At 74.2% G+C, this 17,915-nt stretch carries 9 protein-coding genes; all 9 read left to right on the top strand.

The window, feature by feature from the left end:
- The first annotated feature begins 78 nt into the window (after positions 1 to 78).
- The 9 genes from B0I32_RS51860 (at position 79) to B0I32_RS51820 (ending at position 17,897) form a co-directional block, all read left to right on the top strand.
- Complete coding sequence (locus B0I32_RS51860) at positions 79 to 828, top strand: SDR family NAD(P)-dependent oxidoreductase (protein ID WP_106252465.1); 750 nt, start codon at positions 79 to 81, stop codon at positions 826 to 828.
- Positions 825 to 1,838, top strand: coding sequence for an NAD-dependent epimerase/dehydratase family protein (locus B0I32_RS57060; protein WP_146178631.1), 1,014 nt, complete (start codon positions 825 to 827; stop codon positions 1,836 to 1,838). Before B0I32_RS51860 ends, B0I32_RS57060 begins: the two co-directional genes overlap by 4 nt.
- Positions 1,839 to 2,191: 353 nt before the next feature.
- Positions 2,192 to 3,838: an OPT/YSL family transporter gene (locus tag B0I32_RS51850; RefSeq protein ID WP_106252464.1), complete on the top strand. Its 1,647-nt coding sequence runs from the start codon at positions 2,192 to 2,194 to the stop codon at positions 3,836 to 3,838.
- Between the two features lie 64 nt (positions 3,839 to 3,902).
- The gene (locus B0I32_RS51845; RefSeq protein ID WP_219912462.1) at positions 3,903 to 4,955 is read left to right on the top strand and encodes a hypothetical protein; all 1,053 of its coding nucleotides are present in this window, start codon (positions 3,903 to 3,905) and stop codon (positions 4,953 to 4,955) included.
- A gap of 129 nt (positions 4,956 to 5,084) precedes the next feature.
- The gene (locus tag B0I32_RS51840) at positions 5,085 to 5,972 is read left to right on the top strand and encodes an SseB family protein (protein ID WP_106252462.1); all 888 of its coding nucleotides are present in this window, start codon (positions 5,085 to 5,087) and stop codon (positions 5,970 to 5,972) included.
- A complete protein-coding gene (locus B0I32_RS51835; protein WP_106252461.1) occupies positions 5,969 to 6,361 on the top strand; it encodes a hypothetical protein in 393 nt (130 codons plus the stop codon). Before B0I32_RS51840 ends, B0I32_RS51835 begins: the two co-directional genes overlap by 4 nt.
- Positions 6,362 to 6,489: 128 nt before the next feature.
- A complete protein-coding gene (locus B0I32_RS51830; protein ID WP_106252459.1) occupies positions 6,490 to 6,885 on the top strand; it encodes a YbaB/EbfC family nucleoid-associated protein in 396 nt (131 codons plus the stop codon).
- The gene (locus B0I32_RS51825) at positions 6,882 to 7,229 is read left to right on the top strand and encodes a hypothetical protein (protein WP_106252458.1); all 348 of its coding nucleotides are present in this window, start codon (positions 6,882 to 6,884) and stop codon (positions 7,227 to 7,229) included. Before B0I32_RS51830 ends, B0I32_RS51825 begins: the two co-directional genes overlap by 4 nt.
- A 12-nt stretch (positions 7,230 to 7,241) precedes the next feature.
- A complete protein-coding gene (locus tag B0I32_RS51820) occupies positions 7,242 to 17,897 on the top strand; it encodes a WXG100-like domain-containing protein (protein WP_106252456.1) in 10,656 nt (3,551 codons plus the stop codon).
- Positions 17,898 to 17,915 lie beyond the last annotated feature (18 nt).

Below are 17,915 nucleotides of genomic sequence, written 5' to 3'. Positions count from 1 at the left end.
TACCGGATTGGGTTGCGCAATCCAGAAAATGCCCCTACGTTTTCTGGACAGAACAACCCAGAAAGTGAGACCGACACCATGACCATCGCTCCCGCACGCACCCTCACCGCCCTCGTGACCGGCGCCACCGCCGGCATCGGCCGCGCCGTCGCGCTGCGGCTGGCCGCCGACGGCAGCCACGTCGTCGCCCACGGCCGCGACCCGGAACGCGGCGCCCAGCTCGTCAAGGAGATCACCGCGGCCGGCGGCACCGCGCGCTTCGTCACGGCCGACCTGGCGAACGCCGGCGAGGCCCGGGCGCTGGCCGCCGCGGCCGGGAAGGTGGACATCCTGGTCAACAACGCCGGGATCTACACCTTCACCAGCACGCCGGGCACCAGCGCCGAGAGCTTCGACGAGCAGTTCGCCATCAACACGCGGGCCCCGTTCCTGCTGGTCGGCGCGCTGGCGCCGGGCATGGCCGAGCGCGGGCACGGCTTCGTCGTCAACATCACCTCGACCGCGGCGACCTCCCCCGCCCCGATCGGGGGCGCGTACGGCGCGTCGAAGGCCGCCATCGAACTGCTGACCCGCTCCTGGGCCACGGAGTTCGGCCCCAGCGGCGTCCGGATCAACGGGGTCTCGCCCGGCCCGGTCCGCACCGCGGGCACCACCGCCATGCTCGGCGAGAACATCGAGATGATGGGCAAGGTCAACCTGCGCGAGCGGATCGGCGAACCCGAGGAGATCGCCTCGATCGTCCAGTTCCTCATCCACGCCGACAGCAGCTACATCAACGGCACCGTCATCGTCGCCAACGGTGGCGAGCGCAGCACCCTGCCGCAGTGAACGTCCTGGTCGTCGGCGCCACCGGCTTCGTCGGCGGAGCCGTCGCACGCCACCTCGCGACCCGGGGTCACACGGTCACCGGCCTGGCCCGCTCCGGTGAGGCCGCCGCCCGGCTGACCGCCCAGGGCATCACCCCCGTGGCAGGCGACCTGCCGGGCCCGCCCGGCGGTCGTTCGGAGCCGTCCGGTGACTTCTCCGGCCCGTCAGGCGACGAGCCGGGCGGCCTTTCCGGAGTGTCCGGCACCGGCCAGGAGGAGCGCGGAAGGTTCGAGGCCGTTCTGGCGGCCGCCGGGCGAGCCGACGCGGTGATCTTCGCCGCCCAGCCGGACCCGGGGACGGAGGAACGCGCGGTCGCCGGACTGCTCGACGCCCTGGCCGGCACCGGCAAGACGTTCGTGTTCACCTCCGGCACCGGCGTTCTCATCCAGCGCATGGGCGGCGCCTGGAGCGAGGACAGCTTCGGCGAGGACGACCCCTTCACGGTCGAGCCGCTCGCCGCCCGCCGGCTCGGCGTCGAGCGGTCGGTACGCGCCGCGGCCGAGCGGCAGGTGCGGTCCCTGGTCATCCGGCCGGGGCTCATCTGGGGACCGGGGGACCACGGCCACCTCTCGATGATCTACGGCTCCGTCGCCGCGACCGGTGCCGCGTGCTACGTCGGCGAAGGACTCAACACCTACTCCAACGTGCACATCGACGACGTCGTCCGGCTCTTCGCCCTGGCGCTGGAGAAGGGCGCCGCGGGCGCGCTGTACCACGCGGTCGCCGGCGAGATCCCGAACCGGTGGATCGCCGAGGCGGTGGCGGACGACCTGGGCTGCGGCACCCGCACCCTGACTCCGGAGGAGGCGGCCGGTGTGTGGGGCGACATGGGCGGCCTGATCCTGGCCGGATCGAGCCGCTGCCGCGCACCCCGCACGCGCGGCGAACTCGGCTGGACCCCCGCCCACACCGACATGCTCACGATGATCGGCGAACCCCGCCTCCGGAACCTGGCCGACCGACCGACCTGACCCACCCAGGTGCCACCGGCCACTCGGCGGCGACGCCGTCCGGTGCCGGCCCGCCTGGTGTCGGCCCGTCCGGTGCCGGCCCGCCTGGAGCTGGGCCGTCCGGTGCCGACTCGACATCGGGTGAGCCCCCGTCAGATCCTGGGGGCTCGGGATCAGCGGGGCCGCCGTCCCGGCCGGCCTGGCATGTGCGCGCCGGGTGGACATGCGTGCGCGGCCGGGAGGAACGCGTGCCGTGCGTGGCCTGCTCGGTGCGCGCGTTCGTGAGGAGGATCTCTGGTGGAGACCAGGCGGGATCGCCGTCTCCGGAATGCCGCCGGCCTGCGCCTGCTCCACGAGCGGGCGTAGGCCGGCTCATGCCGTCGGGCCCCCGTGAGGAATCCCCGCCGCCGTCACCCCGTCACCTCACGCTCGCGCCCGTCGCCCTCGGTGTGCTGCTCGGCGGCTGCCTCAGCGTGCTCAACGTCATCCTGGCCTTCAAGGCGGGCACCGGATCCGGCGGCGCGATCATCACCGTGCTGCTCGGCGGCGCCGCCCTGCGCCTGCTGCGGAAGCTCGACTGGCGGACCCTCTTCGTCACCTACGCGACCGCCTCGGGCGGCACCCTGGCGGTCTCCGCGATCGACACGAGCATCGGCGCCGCGCTCCTGGGCGGCGCGCCCATGCCGGCCTGGATCGCGCTCGTCGGCCTGGCGCTCCTGGCGAACCTCCTGGGCCTCGTCCTTGGCGTCGTCCTGGCCCCCTCGATCATCGGTGACCCCAGCCTGAAGTATCCGGCGTTGTGGCCGGTCATCGACCTCATGCACGCCCTCACCGGTTCCGGCGACGCGGGCGCGGGGCGGCAGCGTCTCATTGTCGTGTCCGCCGTCGTCGCCGCCGTGCTCGCGTTCACGGCTGCGGTCGCCGGCCGGGACTCTCTCCCACCGGCTCCCGGCCTGCCGCCGTACCTCGTCCTGTCGTTGTCGCCGATGCTCTTCGGGCTCGGTCTGCGCCTGTCGGGGGCCGCCACGGTCTGGATCGGCCTCGGGGCGGCGTACTCCCTCGTCGTCTGGTACGCCACCGCGCTGCGCGCGGCACCGCGGCCCGCCCCCGCCTACGCCGAGCATCTCGGCTCGCCCTGGATCCTCGCCGTGGGCGTGGGCCTGCTGCTCGGCTACGCCTGCGGTTTCGCGGCGAGAACGGCGGACGGGCCGCGCCGGGCCGCCGTCAGGGCGATGCGGGGGAGAGGCGGCCACCGATGGCTCGCGGCGGCGGGCGTGGCCGCCGTGACGGTAACGGCTGTCGTGGCGCTGCCGCCGCCGTACCGGACGATCGCCGTCGCCCTCGTCGTCCTCGCCCCGCTCTTCGCCGTCATCCTCAACCGGGTCAACGCCGCCACCGGGATGGCGCCCACGGGCGTGCTGCAGTTCCTCACCCTGGTCGTCCTCGCGCTGGCCCACGTGCCGCAGGGGGCGGCGTACCTGCTCGTCGGCCTCATCTGCGGCTCGGCGCTGGCGTCGGCGTACTTCATCGAGGCGGCCAAGGTCGCCGCCACGGCGCCGGCGCGGGACGCGCTCCGCACCCGGCAGCTCCTCGCCTGCCAGGCGATCGGCAGCGTCGCCGGCGTGGGCACGGGCATCACGCTGCTCTTCCTGGTCGGCGAGCTGGGCGGCGTCGGCACCGCCGCCTTCCCCGCGCCCACGTCGAGTGCCCTGGAGTTCCTGAACGGCCTGCTCCGGGGGTCGCCGGAGTACGCGAGCTCGGCCCTGCTCTTCCTCGTCCCCGCCGGGCTGGCCGGACTGGCGCTCGCCTGGACGCCGGCCCTGACGACCCTGCTCGGGCTGGGCGTGCTGCTGCCCGCCGCCACGTCCGCCGCCATCCTGCTCGGCGGCGTGGCCAAGCTGGTCTCGCAGCGCCGCAGAGGGGATGAGGGGGCCTTCGCCGCGACCGTCGGCTCAGGGCTGATCCTGGGTGGCGGCCTGGCGAACGCGGTGCTGCTGCCGAGCCAGCTGCTCACCTCGTGAACGGCCGTCGTACCAGGTAAAATGCGATCCGCGCCCCATCCCCGGCGGAGCGCGGGAGACGACGATGACCAGACTGTCCGGCTTCAAGCGTGCCCGCGGGGCCGAGACCCTGACGGCGGCGCTGCACGTGAGCAACGGCGATGCCACCGACCTGCCCGGCACCGGGCTCGCGCGCCGCCTCATCTACTGGCGCGACGTCCTGCACGAGGGTCCCGTGCCCGAGGTGGAGCCGGAGGAGCTGCGCCGGATCAGGGTGGCGTTCCTGACCGGGGCGGGCGCGGACGATCACGCGGAGGGCGAGCGCATGTTCGCCGACCGGGACCGGACGCTGGCGGACAATCGCGACGGCGCGTACGTGCTGTGGTTCGAGGCCGACCTGTACGACCAGCTGCAGATCATCGAGATCCTGTCCCGCCTGGCCGGCCTCGGGGTGCCGGCGGAGCGGATCACGCTGATCTGCATCGGCGAGTACCCCGGCATCGCCCGCTTCGGCGGGCTCGGGCAGCTGACGGCCGGCCAGTTGCGCGCGCTCCCCGGCACGAACGCCCGCATCCGGCTCAGCCCGGCCGCGCTCGACCTGGCCACCCGGGCGTGGGCGGCCTTCCGCGCCCCGGTCCCCGACGGCCTGGGCGCCGTCGCCGCCGACCGCTCGGCCGAGCTGCGCTTCCTGGGCGAGGCGTTCGACCGGCTCAGCCGCGAATACCCCTCGACCCGCGACGGGCTGTCGCTGACCGAACGGCGCGTGCTGGCCGCCGTCGCCGGCGGCGCCACCGACGCCGGGGCGGCGTACGTCCACGCCGCCGCGCGCGAGACGCGCCCGTACCTCGGCGACTCCTGGTGCTTCACCATGATGGAGCGGATGGCCCGCGCGCCCGTCCCGCTCCTGGACGCCGAACCGGCCGGCCGACCGGTCGGGCCCGGCACCGAGCTGCGGCTGACCCCGGTGGGGGCGCAGGTCCTGGCCGGGGCGGCGGACCACGTGGCGCTCAACGGCCTCGACCGGTGGATCGGCGGGGTACGCCTGCACGGGCGCGACGTGCCGTGGCGCTGGGACGAAGCCACCGAACGCATCATCCACGCGACGGGAACGCCCCGCGACCTGGTGACGGACTCCTGACCGACCCGCGTCGGGAACCACTCGTGACCGGGCGACGGACCCGTGACCGACCCGCGGCGGTGGCAGCCCAGCCGCCGGTGCCGGGGCCGGTGCGCGGTGGGTGGTGGGTGTACCCGGCAGAATGGGCGGATGGCCGACGATGATCATCTGCCGGTGACCCCGTTCGAGGAGCAGTTGTGGGCCGCGCATCGGGACGGGCACCTGGCGCTCTGCCTCAGCCTGCTGCGCGGCGCCGACCTGGCGTTGCCGATCAGCGCCGCCGCGGCGGCGGGCGAGGAGACACCCGCCTGGGCGACCGCCGCGGGCCCCGGGCGGACGTGGCTGCTCGCCTACACCTCGGTCGAGGCGATGCGGCTGGCCACCGGCGGGACCGCCACGCACTGCCGGATCACGTCGATGACGGAGCTGGCGGCCGGCTGGCCCGAGCCGCGCTGGGGGCTGGCGGTCAACGCGGGGCTGCCGGTCTCGTTCCAGCTCGAACCGGGGACGGTGGCGCGGCTCGCGGTGCCCACGCTGACCCAGGACCTCCTGCTCGAACCGGGCTCTGGCGTGCCCGTGGTGCAGAAGCTGCTCGCCACCGGCGAGCTGCCCGACCTGCTGGCCGCGAGCGAGCCGAGGGTGTCGGGCTACTGCCATCACGCGCTCGACGTCTCCCACATCGCCACGCCCGCGGTCCTCGCGGCGGCGCTGGGCCGGCCGGACCTGCTGAGCGCGAGCGGCTCGCTGAACATCCTGCGCTGGCGTCCCGTCGGGCTCGGCCTCTACCGCACGCCGTACGGGGGGACCGACGAGGAGGGCCGGGACGCGGTGGCGGGCTGGGTGGTCGAGGAGCCGCCGTTCGTCGGCATGGGGCTGGTGCCCAGCCCCGACAACGTCATCCGCGAGTACAAGGTGTACGGCGTGGGCCTGCCCCACGGCGCCGAGATCTGGGAGCTGACCCTCGCGGGAACCGAGCACCGCAGGGCCGTCTACCACGGCGACCTGCGCCGCTGGCTGCTGATCGGGAGGGCGTCGTGACCGCCTGGCACGCCTACCGGGCCCGCTGGCGGGGCGCCGACTACACCGCCAGCCCCGAGCCGCACGCCCTGGAGCTGTGGGTACGCCTGCGCAGGACCGATCCGGCCGACGGGTTCGAGGAGGTCGAGCCGGGCTGTCACGTGCGCACGGTCCCGTTCGGGGAGTGCGAGTCGCTGCACTTCGTGACCGTGGTGTGCCGCTGGCGGGGCGAGCCGTTCCAGGTGCACGGGGAGCGGGACGGGCGGTTGCTGCTCGAATACCTCGGCGGATCGGTGCTCACCGCGCGCCGGCTGGGGCTCGACCGGGTCGAACGGGGCGTCTATCGCTGCTGGGCAAACCGTGACGAAGTGGACGAAATGCGCGAAGAGGCCGTACCTGTCGGGCCGTGAAAGTCGCCGGGAAAATCCAACGAAATCCTCACTTTTGCGACAGGCTCTTGTTTGATGGTGTTCATGTGACGGAAACTTACCCGTCAGGAACATGTGTCGTTACAAGGCGAGAGCGTCATGAGAGGGTCATGGGATCAGCGGAGCGGCCAGACGTGGCGGGAGTTCGGGCGTACGCGGACGAACTGCGCGAGATGTTCACCCGGCTACAGGAGGAAGGTCTCGAACTGCACACCAGGGCCAGAGCGGTCCAGGTGACGGAGACCTCACCCGACGGCCTCGTGTCGGTGACCGTCGGATCGCGCGGCGAGCTCGTCCGGATCGACCTGGACCCGCGCATCTACCGGCGCCCTGACGCGCGCGGCCTGGCCGACACGATCGTGGCGACCGGGCAACGCGCCGCCGCCACCGCACGCGAGCGCATCGTGGAGATCTTCGCGCCCGTGATCCCGCCCGAGCAGTTCCAGGCGCACCTCGACGGAGACGTCGAGGCGGTCCTGTCCCAGCTGGCCGGAGGTGGCGAGTGAAGGATTGGGAAGGCGCGGCCATCGCCAAGCCGATCGTCGACCGGGGCATCTCCGCGTGGTCCGTGATGGCCGAGGAGGTCGAACGGAGCCTGCCCAAGCTGGTCTCCGACGTCGAGGCGCGCATCGCGAGCGCCCCCTGGGGCGGCGGGATGGAGGGCGAGGCGTTCATCCGCACGCACTTCCGCGACGACGGGCCCGGCGAGATGCTCCACCAGTGCGCCCGGCTCGCCAAGGAGATCACGGACGCGGGCGACCGGCTCAGGACGGCCATCGACAACACCCTCCAGACGGACGCCGACATCAAGCACGACCTCACGGGCCTCGCACAGCGGCGAGAGGTCTAGAGGCGCCCGGGGATGACGCACACGGGCGGAATCGACGTCCAGAACACGGCCGGCCGGCCGAGCCGGACGCGTGCCGTCACCATCGACAGCGACACGCGTCCCGTCTGGGAGACCGAGGCGCTGCCCGGCTGGGTCGTCTACTGGCTGATCCCCATGCTGTCCGCCGGCCAGAAATGGCCGGAGGCCAGCGAGAGCGGGCTGTCGCAGCTGGCGCGGGCGTACGAGGCGCTGGGCGACGGGGCCGTCGGCTCGGCCGGGCCCGCCGGCTCCGCCGCGCGTACCGTCGTCACGGGCTGGGCCTCGCCCGCCACCGCGCACTTCGTCACCAGGATCAAGGCCCTGTACGGCGACGACGGCATCTCCGGCGTGGACCGCAACGCGCGGGCTTACGCGCAGCAGGCCAACGACTTCGCCGTGGAGACGCAGTACTCCAAGCTCTCCATCAACGTGGCGTTCTGGATCACGGTCATCGCCATCGGCATCGCCATCGTCACCTCCTTCTTCAGCGCCGGGGCCTCCACCGCCCTCATCGGCCCGTACGCGGCCGGCGCCCGCGCGGCGCTGAGCCGCATCCTCGTCCGGCTGGCGACCGTGGCCGGCCGCGAGGCCGGCGCCACCAGGCTGGCCCGGGTGGCCGTGCTCAGCGGCGCCACCGGGCGCGGCGCCATCACCCGGCTGCTGGCCTCGCCGATCGGCCGGGAACTCATCGAGGAGATCGGCGAAGAGTTCTTCATCGACGCGGCGGCCCAGTACCAGCAGATCAGGATGGGCACCCGCCAGGACTGGGACTGGCAGAAGTCCACCGCCGCGATCGTCGGGGCGGGCACCGGCGCCGTCATCGGCACCCGCCTGTCCGGGCCCGTGTCCCGCCTCACCAGCGGCGTCCCCGGCTTCACCGGCCGCGCCCTCACCACCGGCCTGACGAACACGATCGCCTCCCCGGTGGGCAGCTTCATCGCCAACACCGCCGTGTACGGGCAGGTGCAGAACCCCTTCACCGCCGACTCGCTGATGGGCGGCTTCCTCGGCGGCGCGGGGCGGACCGGCAGCATCAGCCCGTTCAACCCGGACGTCGCCTCCGCCCTGGCCCACCCGCTGAGCACGCTCGCCGCCGCGCACACCGCCGCCGCCAGGACCGACGCGGCCCGCGCGGACGCCGGCTCGGGCGCCGGTCCGGGCGCGGGTCCCGGCTCCGGCCCTGGCGCCGGTCCCGGTGGGCCGCAGTCCCCGGACGGTCCCACGGCGCCGACCGGCCCCGCGCCCGGAGGCCCCGCCTCGGGCGGCCGGCCCGGCAACCAGGCGGCCACCCGCGTCCCCGACCAGCCCGGCGTGCCCGCCCAGCGCACCTCCTCGTCCTCCTCGCCGCAGGGCGGCCGGCCGTCGATGCCCGACCCCGACACGTCCGCCCCCCGCCGCGCCCCGTCCACCCCGGATCCGGCTCCCGCACCGACGCCGGAGCCGGCCCCCGAGCCGGAGCCGGCCCCCGAGCCGGAGCCGGTCCTGAAGTCGGACCCGGCCGCCGACCCTGCTGGGGACCAGAGCACCGGCCGCCGGCCCGGCACCGCCGACCACCAAACGTCGCCTGCGACGTCCCCGGCCGCCGACGACACCCCCGCCCAAGCCGACGCGGGGGCGCCCGCCCAAGGGGCGACAGCACAGGACGGCGGCGCGCCGGCCAACGGTGACCCGGCCTCGCCGGATTCTCGACCGGACGACGCCGGACAGACCGGCCCCGCCCAGAACAGTCCCGTACAGGACAGCTCCACCCAGGACGGGCTCGCTCAGAACGGTCAGGCCCAGGACGGGTCCGCTCAGCGCGGTCCGAATCAGGATGGGTCCGCGCAGAATGGTCAGGCCCAGGACGGGTCCGCGCAGGACGGAGCGGGGTCGCGAGGTGAGTCGCGTCCCGCGGATGCCACGCCGGCGCCGGAGCCCGGTGACGGGCCCGACCGGACCCAGGGTGCCGCGGTGCCCACCGCGGCCCAGCTGACGCCGGTGGCTCGGGCGCGGACGGCGCTGGTGGACGCGATCGGCACGAACTTCCCCGACGCGGTGATGGGTCCCACGGGCGACCTCATCGTCCCGGCCCCCGGCGGCCCCCGGGTCCTCCCCGCCGCCACGCTGAGCCGTATCGGCGCCGTGCTCCACGCCCGCGCCACCGAGACGCAGGGTCAGGCCGACCTGGAGGTGGAGGCGGCCTCGCTGCTCCTCGTCGCCCAGGCCGACGACCGATTCTCAGCGGCGGCACCAGAAGGCGGCCTGGACGGCAACTCGGACACTGCCCCGGACGCGGGCCCGGACGCGTCCCCGCACGGTGCCCCGAACACGTCTCCCCAGGGAGTCCAGGACACCGCCCCCCGCACCGGCCCGGACACGTCGCCACGCGGCGCCCCGGACGCCGGGCAGTCCGCGAACACCGGGCAGTCTGCGAACACCGGGCAATCCCCGGACACCGCGCAGCCCCCGGGCAGCGCCGCGGCCCCCGTGATGGCGAGCGCGCCCGGGACCGTGACCTCCCAGCCGGTGCCCGGCACCGGTTACGTCCCCGGCACCCGTACCGGCCCCGACCTCACCTCCGACGAGGCCCGCGACGCCACCGCGGACCTGCGCCCCGACCACTTCGGCGCCGAGGAGGTCCAGGCGCTGGCCTGGTCCCTGGACGGCAGGACCTTCATGGTCACCACCAGCGACGGCGACACGCATCACTTCGTCCCGGTCGTGGGCGGCCTCGACTCCCGCCTGATGGGCCAGACGGAGCTGAAGCAGGGCACGGTCCCCGAAGACCCGCACATCGTCCACATCAACCCCCGCGTCGCCTCCGACCAGCTGCCGAGGCTCTGGCTGCACGAGATCACCGACACCCTCCAGCGCCTGCAGGCCACCGGGCACAACTCGGGGCAGAGGGTCCTGCGACGGGTGCTGCCCGGCAACCGGCCGACCCGCGACGAGTGCGTGCCCGCCCGGCGCAACGAGTTGGCGTACCTGACCGAGCAGTGGAGGCGGGCCGGTACGCTGCCCGAGAAGCGCCGCCTGGCCGTGGACATCGACGGGGTCATGCGCGAGCTGCAGGAGCACGGGGACACCCCGCCGGCCCCGCCCTGGGCTCCGGGGAGCGACAGCCGCCCGAGCCACGCGCCACCCGTACCGGGCGATCCGCTCACCGCCGACGTGGCCGCGGTCGTCACGGCGTTGGAAGGCGCGGAACGGGCTCTCCAGCAGCAGATCGACGCGAAGCGGGAGAGCGCGGAGAACGCCCGCAAGGCGAGGAAGAAGGCCAGCCGGTCGGCCCGCAGGACGCTGAACCACCACGACGCCGGTCGCTTCGAGCGCGCCCGCCAGTCCAAGCGGGAGGCGCGCGGCCACCGCAACACGCAGCTGAGGCACACCAGGATCGCCGACGCCTACACCGCCGCGCTGGAGGAGGCGACGCGAGCCAGGCAGGCGTACGAGCAACTGCTGGGCGCGCTGCGGTTCGCCTCGATGCCCCCGGCGCCGGGCGAGGTCAGCATGGCCGACATCGCGGCACGCCTGGCGGGCCAGGCCACGCAGCAGCACCAGCGCTACCTGGACGCGCTGGCCGCCGCGCTGCCGCAGGAGGTCTCGCTGTCGGCCGCGATGCCCGCAGGCCGGCTGGCGCACCTCGGCGCGCTCACCCGCACGGTCAACACCATGCTCGAACGCGAGGGGATCGCCAAGCAGTTCACCCCCGACGAGCTCGGGCGCGCCATCCGGGCGGACTTCCACAAGGTCGTCACGCGAGAAGGTGTCGTGCTGCGCACCGGCCACGGCAGGTCGGCGGCCGAGCTGCGGATCCGGCTCACGCTCTCCGACCTGATCGAGGTCATCGACCCGGCCGTGCAGGCGTCCGAGATGATGGTGGGCATCTTCTTCCAGGCCGGCCGGACGGTCACCGCGACCGAGTCGGGCAGCGCCGGCGTGTTCGGCAACCTCAACACCAGCGGGCTCGCGCAGATGCTGCCCGAGGGCCAGTGGGTGCGCACGGTGGGCGAGCTGATCGGACTCGGCCTGGGCGTGAGCGCCGGGCGGAACTGGTCGACGTCGGGCGGGGCGGGCACGTACGCGCAGGGCGGCTCGGTCGCCGACAACCGCAGCGAGTCCCTGCTGTTCGACGCGGCCGCCGCGTGGACGGTCGAGATCCGCACCGGACGGGACGAGGCCTGGCGCGGCACCACCCAGGTCAGCGAGGGCCTGCCCGGCGACAGCGCCGCCCAGCGGCTGTGGGTGACGCACTCCTACACCGACCAGCCGCCCCGCAAGCTGGCCAGGATCGACGACGCGCGCCGCACCAGCGCGCTGCCCAACCACGTCGTCACCGGCATGACCGGCCTGGAGGAGGCCCTCGACGCGCTCGCGGGCCGGCTCGGCGGCGACTTCGCCGAGATCGGCACGAACTCCCGGTCCAACCTGCGCAAGTTCATCATCGACGAGCTGCCGAGCCGGCTGCGGGAGGCGACGGACCAGGGGATCGACCGGACCATCGACGTGGACGGCCAGCCCAAGGCCCGCATCCGCGTCAAGACCGAGGTCGTCCTGGTCGCGAGCCGCCCGGTGGGCGGCCCGAGCAACCAGGAGTGGGAGGAGGAGGTGCTCGTCGACTTCGCCGCGTCGCCCGGCGGGGTCTCGGCGGGCGGATCGCTGGAGGGCAACTCCTCGGCCGGGCTGAACATCCCCGGGCTGCAGGCGGTCGACATCATGGCGGGGTACGACCCGGCCATCGGGCCCAGGCTGAAGGGGGCGCGGTCGGCGTCCCAGACGTACTCGGCGACGGCCAACGGCCAGGCCATCCATCCCACCGTGCTCAGGAAGACCCGGCACACCCAGGGCTACCGGCTGGAGCTGCGGCACACGTTCACCGTGGAGAAGATCGGCGATCCGCCGGTCACGCTGCCGCCGATGCGGAGCGACGCGCTCGTGCGCATGCAGGAGCGCCTCGCCTACCGGTTCGGCCTGCCCGTGGACGACGCGGCGCTGATCCGCGTGAACGGGAAGGTCCTGACCGACGCCGACGGCAACGACGTGCTGCGCGGCGACCCCCTGCCGCTGCCGATCAAGGGGCGGAAGACCGAGCTGCCGGAGATCATGGGCGACGGGCCGGGGCAGATCCGCGGCGCGGGCCCCGGCATCGTGCAGGAGCTCTTCGGGCTGGACGGGTTCACCGAGGAGGTCATCGACCAGCTCGCCGACAAGGGCCTGGTGCCCAGGATCGTCGACGGCGTCCCGCAGTACTCCTCCAACGCCCTCGAACGCGCCAGCCAGGTGCTCAACCTGCAGGAGATCGTCCAGCAGCTGTCCGAGCGGCGCCTGCGCACCGCCTACAGCCAGGTGGCGCAGGACGGCATCCTGGTCGACCTGGTCATGCACGGCCTCAACCAGGCCCCCGATCACTACACCGTGCGCCTGTCGCTGAAGCAGGACTTCAGCGACCGCGGCACGTACGTCGGCGTGACCGAGGAGGACACGAACGTCGACCTCGACATCGGCACCGACACCTCAGCGCGGGCGATCAGCCGGTCCAGGACGTACAGCGGCGGGCCCTCCGCGAGCATGGGCGACGGCCCCGAAGAGGGTCACGACGGGCTGAAGCACGAGGTCGGGGTGAACGCCGGCGGCAACGTCACCAGCACGGCGGGCTCCAGCACCGGCGGCACCGTGAACGTGGTGACGCTCGGGGAGACCAAGGGAGCGCAGGCGCTCCTGGACGTCAAGCACGTGGTGTCCGCGGAGCTCCTGCACGACGGCGAGACGACGCCGCTGGCCTCCCGCGACGGCAAGGCGAGGCTGTCGGTGCCGCTCGACCTCCTCCCGGTGGACGGCCCCGCCCAGAACGCCTCGGTGGGCAAGCCGACCCGCAAGCTGATGAGCCGGGCCACGCTGCTGGCCCTGGACGTGCGCGACGCGATGGCCACGGCGCGACGGGTGCTGCCCGCCGCGATGCGCGAGGACTCGCCCGCGTACCACCACATCGCGGCCTTCCTCAACACGCGCAACCTCGTCTCGCACCCCGAGATGCTGGAGACGCCGATCAACAGCGACACCGCGATCCGGCCGCAGGGGGCGGCGCCCACCCAGTCGTCGCTGGACGTGCAGGGCGAGCTGGGCGAGGCCGAGGTGATCGGCGTCGTCGACCACGTGGTCGGCCGGATCATGTTCGGGCTGGGCAGCGCCGGAGTGTCGTGGGGCGGCTCGGCCGGCCACTCGATCGGCGCCTCGACCGGCCTCAGCGACCTGGACGGCGGCGGCACGCAGAGCGACGGCGGCACGCTCTCGCTGCCCTCCCGCTCGGGAGGCACCTCGACCTCCACCTCCATCCTGGACATCTGGGGCACCGAGGAGCTGACGATCGAATTCGGCCGCCAGTACATGCTGCGCGCCGACATGGGCGTCACCTTCACCGGCTCGGAGAGCTACCCGAACGCGCTGCCCACGGAGGAGGGACGCATCCCGGCCGGCAAGCCGGGGACCGCCGCCGCCGAAGGCGCCGTCCTGTTCTCCATCCCCGAGTACGACGCGCTGCGCATGTACGCCGACGGCGACCTCGCGCTCCCGCTGCACCTGGTCGCCGACGCGGTCGAACGCTTCCGCAACGGCAGCCTCACCCTGGACCGCACCCTCGCCGTGCCCCTCGTCAACACCTACGTCAAGGCCCTGTCCGAGGCGCGCGCCCGCGGCGAGGAGCCGGCGCTGGCCAAGAGGCACACCGCCAAGAGCCTGCTGAAGTCGCTCAGAGACGTCACGGGACTCGGCCCGGAAGCCACGCGGGCCAGGCAGGGAGAGGAAGAACGCCAGCTCGACCAGGTGCTGAGCGACGCCCAGGAGCACATCAGGCGGACCGACGAGGTCGTGCTCGCGCCCCAGTACGAGAACGGCATGGGCCTGAGCGTCGTGGAGTCGTTCGACCTGACCGACGACCAGGGCGAGGACGTCAACCTGCTGGACGCGGTCCTGCACGCCGTGGACGAGGCGATGCCGGGGGCGGAGGAGAACACGCCGACCCTGCGCAGGGAGGCGAGCGTCGACTTCGCCGGCGACCGGGCGCAGATCCGCATCCCCTCCATGTGGTCGTCCAACGGCTTCGAGAAGACCTACCACGTGCAGAGCGGCAGACCGGCGGACGGGCCGGAAGCGGTCACCGTACGGGTGCGGCTGGAGCCCGCGGAAGGAGCCGACCCGCGCAAGGGCAGGCTTCTCGGCCACACCTCCGACTCCGGCATCATCATCCAGCGCTACCGCTACACCGACCTGTCGCACGTGGAGGCGTACAACGGGTCCTACTCCGCCGGCGTCGACACCTCCAGCAGCGACGACGGGGACGGAACCGGCGCGGGCCTGTCCACCGACCGCGGCCGCTCCTACTCCAGCACCAACAACGAGCAGGGGACCAGGCTGCAGCGCATCGGCCTGTTCAACGGCCTCAACCGCGTCGAGCAGGACATGGTCCTGGTCATCGAGGTCGAGCGCAAGCCGGCCCGCGTCAGGAGCGCGCCGGGCGCGAGCACCAGGGCCCGCGCCGCCGCCGCGATCAAGGCCGCGGCCGAGCGGGTTCGCCGCCGTCCCAAGGTGCTCCCCGTCCGGTACGACGCCAAGCTCGTCCGCCGCCTGCCCACCGGCATGGCCAGGCCCGCGAGCGAGGACCCGGGCCCGCTCGTCATGGTGACGGATCCCCGCCGGGTCGAGCTGCACTCCGGCCACTTCGTCGAGACGCTGCGGCAGGACCCCGGCCGGCCTACGCTGCTCGAGGTCGTCACCGCCCAGCTGGGCAAGATGCTGGGCCGCAACACGGTCGCGGAACGCCGGGCCGAACTCGTCGCCAGACTCGACCCGTCCGCGCTGATCAGCGGTTTCGAGCGGATGGCCGGGCCGGGCGGCGACGTCGTCGTGCGGATGGCCCGGCAGAAGTTCAAGGACCAGGGCGCCGACGTCACGATCAGCGCCCGCCTGTCCGACATGACCGTCGTGGCCGGGCCGTTCGACGCCGAGAAGGGCGACGTGGACAGGAAGGCCGACGCCCAGAACGTGAGCGTGTCGCGCAGCCGCGCCCTGCCCGTGGCCGGGAACGGCGTCGCGAAGACCGGGCTCGGCATCGACGTCGGCACCAGGGCCGGCGAGCAGTCGTCGGAGAACGTCAACGACCACCACGGGGCGCGGCGCGAACGCAGCAGGTTCGTCCGCGGCAAGGTCTACACCGTGCGGATGCGGGTCGACTACGACCTCGTCTTCCAGCACGTGGCCCGGCTGCGCGACGGCGACGTGCGGCCCGTCGGCGACGCGGTCCACATGCCGGCCGCGAGCGGCGGCGAGGTGGACGTGACCCTCTTCGGCGAGGAGATCGAGGAGCTGCGCGAGCGGATGGAGTCGGGCGTGCGCATCGGGCCCCGGTCCGACGTGTCGCACAGCTTCCGGTTCGTGCCCGCGTCCGGGCGTCAAGGGCTCATCCAGGTGCTCGGCGACGCCCGCCTCGCCGCCAGGGAGCGCGGGGCGGTGGCGGTCGTCGCGGTACGCGAGCCGGACGGCCTGCACCGCTACGACGCCTACCCCGACGGCGTGATCACCAGCCACACCGCCGACGGGGGCTTCGCCGAGGCCTTCTCCACCCTTCCGCCCGGCCTGCTGGAGGTCGCCGACCAGATCCGCCACCCTCGGCTGGACCTGCGGCACGTCTTCATGAACTCGGAGGTGGAAGGCACCTTCACCGACCAGGTGACCGCCGCGGTCCGCGACCGCGGCGCCCTCCCGCCCGCGCAAGGCGCCACCGGCACGCCCGCGCAAGGCGCCACCGGCGCGCCCGCCCCGGGCACCACCGGCACGCCCGCGCAAGGCACCACCGGCGCACCCGCCCCGGGCACCACCGGCACGCCCGCGCAAGGCACCACCGGCGCACCCGCCCCGGGCACGCCTGACGCGACGGGCACGGCCTCGCCGGGCACTCCCGGCGCGGCCGCCGTTCCCGGCGCGCCCGCCGCGCCCGCCTGGCCCGCCGCCACCGGGCCGTCGCACGCGCCCGCGGGAGGCAGTGTCGCGCAGGGGCTGACGGGCGGGTCGGCGGGCTCGGGGTCCGGGGCCTCGGCGACCGACCAGGCGATCGCCGGAACGCCGTTCGACGCCGCGGCCAGGCCGGAGGGAAGCCCCGACCTGACCCTCGCCGAGGTGCGCGCCCAGCCCCTCTCGGCCGCCGACTTCGGCGGGGCGGTGGCGAACGTGCGCTGGGCCGGCGGCAACCGGATCGTGCTGCAGTTCACCGGCTCGCCCAACCAGCAGCACATCCGGGTGCTCGTCGAGGACCCGGGCCCCGGACTGCTCGGCCGCACGGACCTGCGGGCCGGCACCGCCACCGCCCCGCACGTGATATGGATCGGGCCGCGGTTGGACCCGCAGGTCGTGTCCTCGGTGATGGTGCACGAGATCTCGCACGCCGCCCAGGCGAGCGCCGCGGCGGCGGCCGGGGCCCGGCAGGGGGTCGTCCGGCCGTCGTTGTCGCACGACCTGGCAGAGGGCACGGACCACTGCCTGATGCCGCGCCTGGACGAGCACGCCCACCTGTCACGGAAGTGGCGGGCGGAGGAGGACCCGGCCGCCCGGTCGCGGCTGGCGGAGGCGATCGGCACCCTCGCCGCCGACATCGAGCGCCGCGGCCACACCCCGCCGCCCCCGCCCTGGGGCACGGGCCCGCAGCGGCCGGAGCGCGGAGGAGAGGGGCCGATCGCCCGCCTCCGGAGCCTGATCGACGCCGCCACGCGGCAGGAGCCCGCGCCCGGCCGGGGCCGCACCCTGTCGTCCCTGCTGGGCGGCGCGCCGTCCGACGCCAGGACCGCCGCCGCCGAGCTCCGTTCCGAGGTACGCAGGGCGGGCCTGGCCGCGGATCAGCCGGGCGCGGCGGCCAGGACGATCTTCCTGGCGCGGGCGGGCGAGCTGACCCCGGAGCAGATCGCGGCGATCCGCGGTCCCGTGGCGCTGCCCGAGATCGCCGCCGCCAAGGCCGTCGAACGCGGCGCCGCCCTCCTGGGCGCCCGCGTCCGCACACACGGCCCGGGCCTGCTGGACATCCAGATGCCCGGCCGGCCGCCGATCGCCGTCGAGGTCCAGCCCGCCGGCCGCGCCACGCCCCCCGGCGCCGCTCAGGGCGGGCCGGTGCAGGGCGGACCTGCCCAACGCGTTCCCGCTCAGAACGGACCCGCTCAGAGCGGACCCGCTCAGAACGGGTCCGCTCAGGACGGGGGTGTGCTGACGTTCCAGGTGGACGATCACCGCACGATCGGCGCGAACGAGCGCGCCGCCGCCGCCACGGCAGCCGCCGCCGTGGCGCGGGCCATGGGCCTGCCGGTCGCGGATCACGCCAGACTGGCCGAGCTGTACGAGGCCGCGCGCCAGGTCCGCACCGCCACCGCCGCCCAGCGCCCCGGTCGGCTGGGCGTCCTGCGCGACCTCGCCGCCGCCGCCCCGTTCCACCTCGTGCCCGCTCCCATGGCCGCGCACCTGACCACCCTGCTCGGAACGACCCGCCGCTCCGCCGCGCGGCACGCGTACTGGGAGCGGATGCGTCTGCTCAATGACGGCACCGGTCTCCAGCCGCCGGAGGAGGAGTGCCGTTGCCCCGCGGACGGCCCCTGCGGGTGCGGACTGCGGGCGTGGACCGGCCGGGTACGGGCATGATGGGAACCCCGGCTACAC

Origin of the sequence: Nonomuraea fuscirosea, from assembly GCF_003001935.1 — a bacterium.
GTDB lineage: Bacteria > Actinomycetota > Actinomycetes > Streptosporangiales > Streptosporangiaceae > Nonomuraea > Nonomuraea fuscirosea.
Note: the sequence above shows the minus strand (reverse complement) of the source record. Positions and strands in the feature narration are given on the sequence as shown.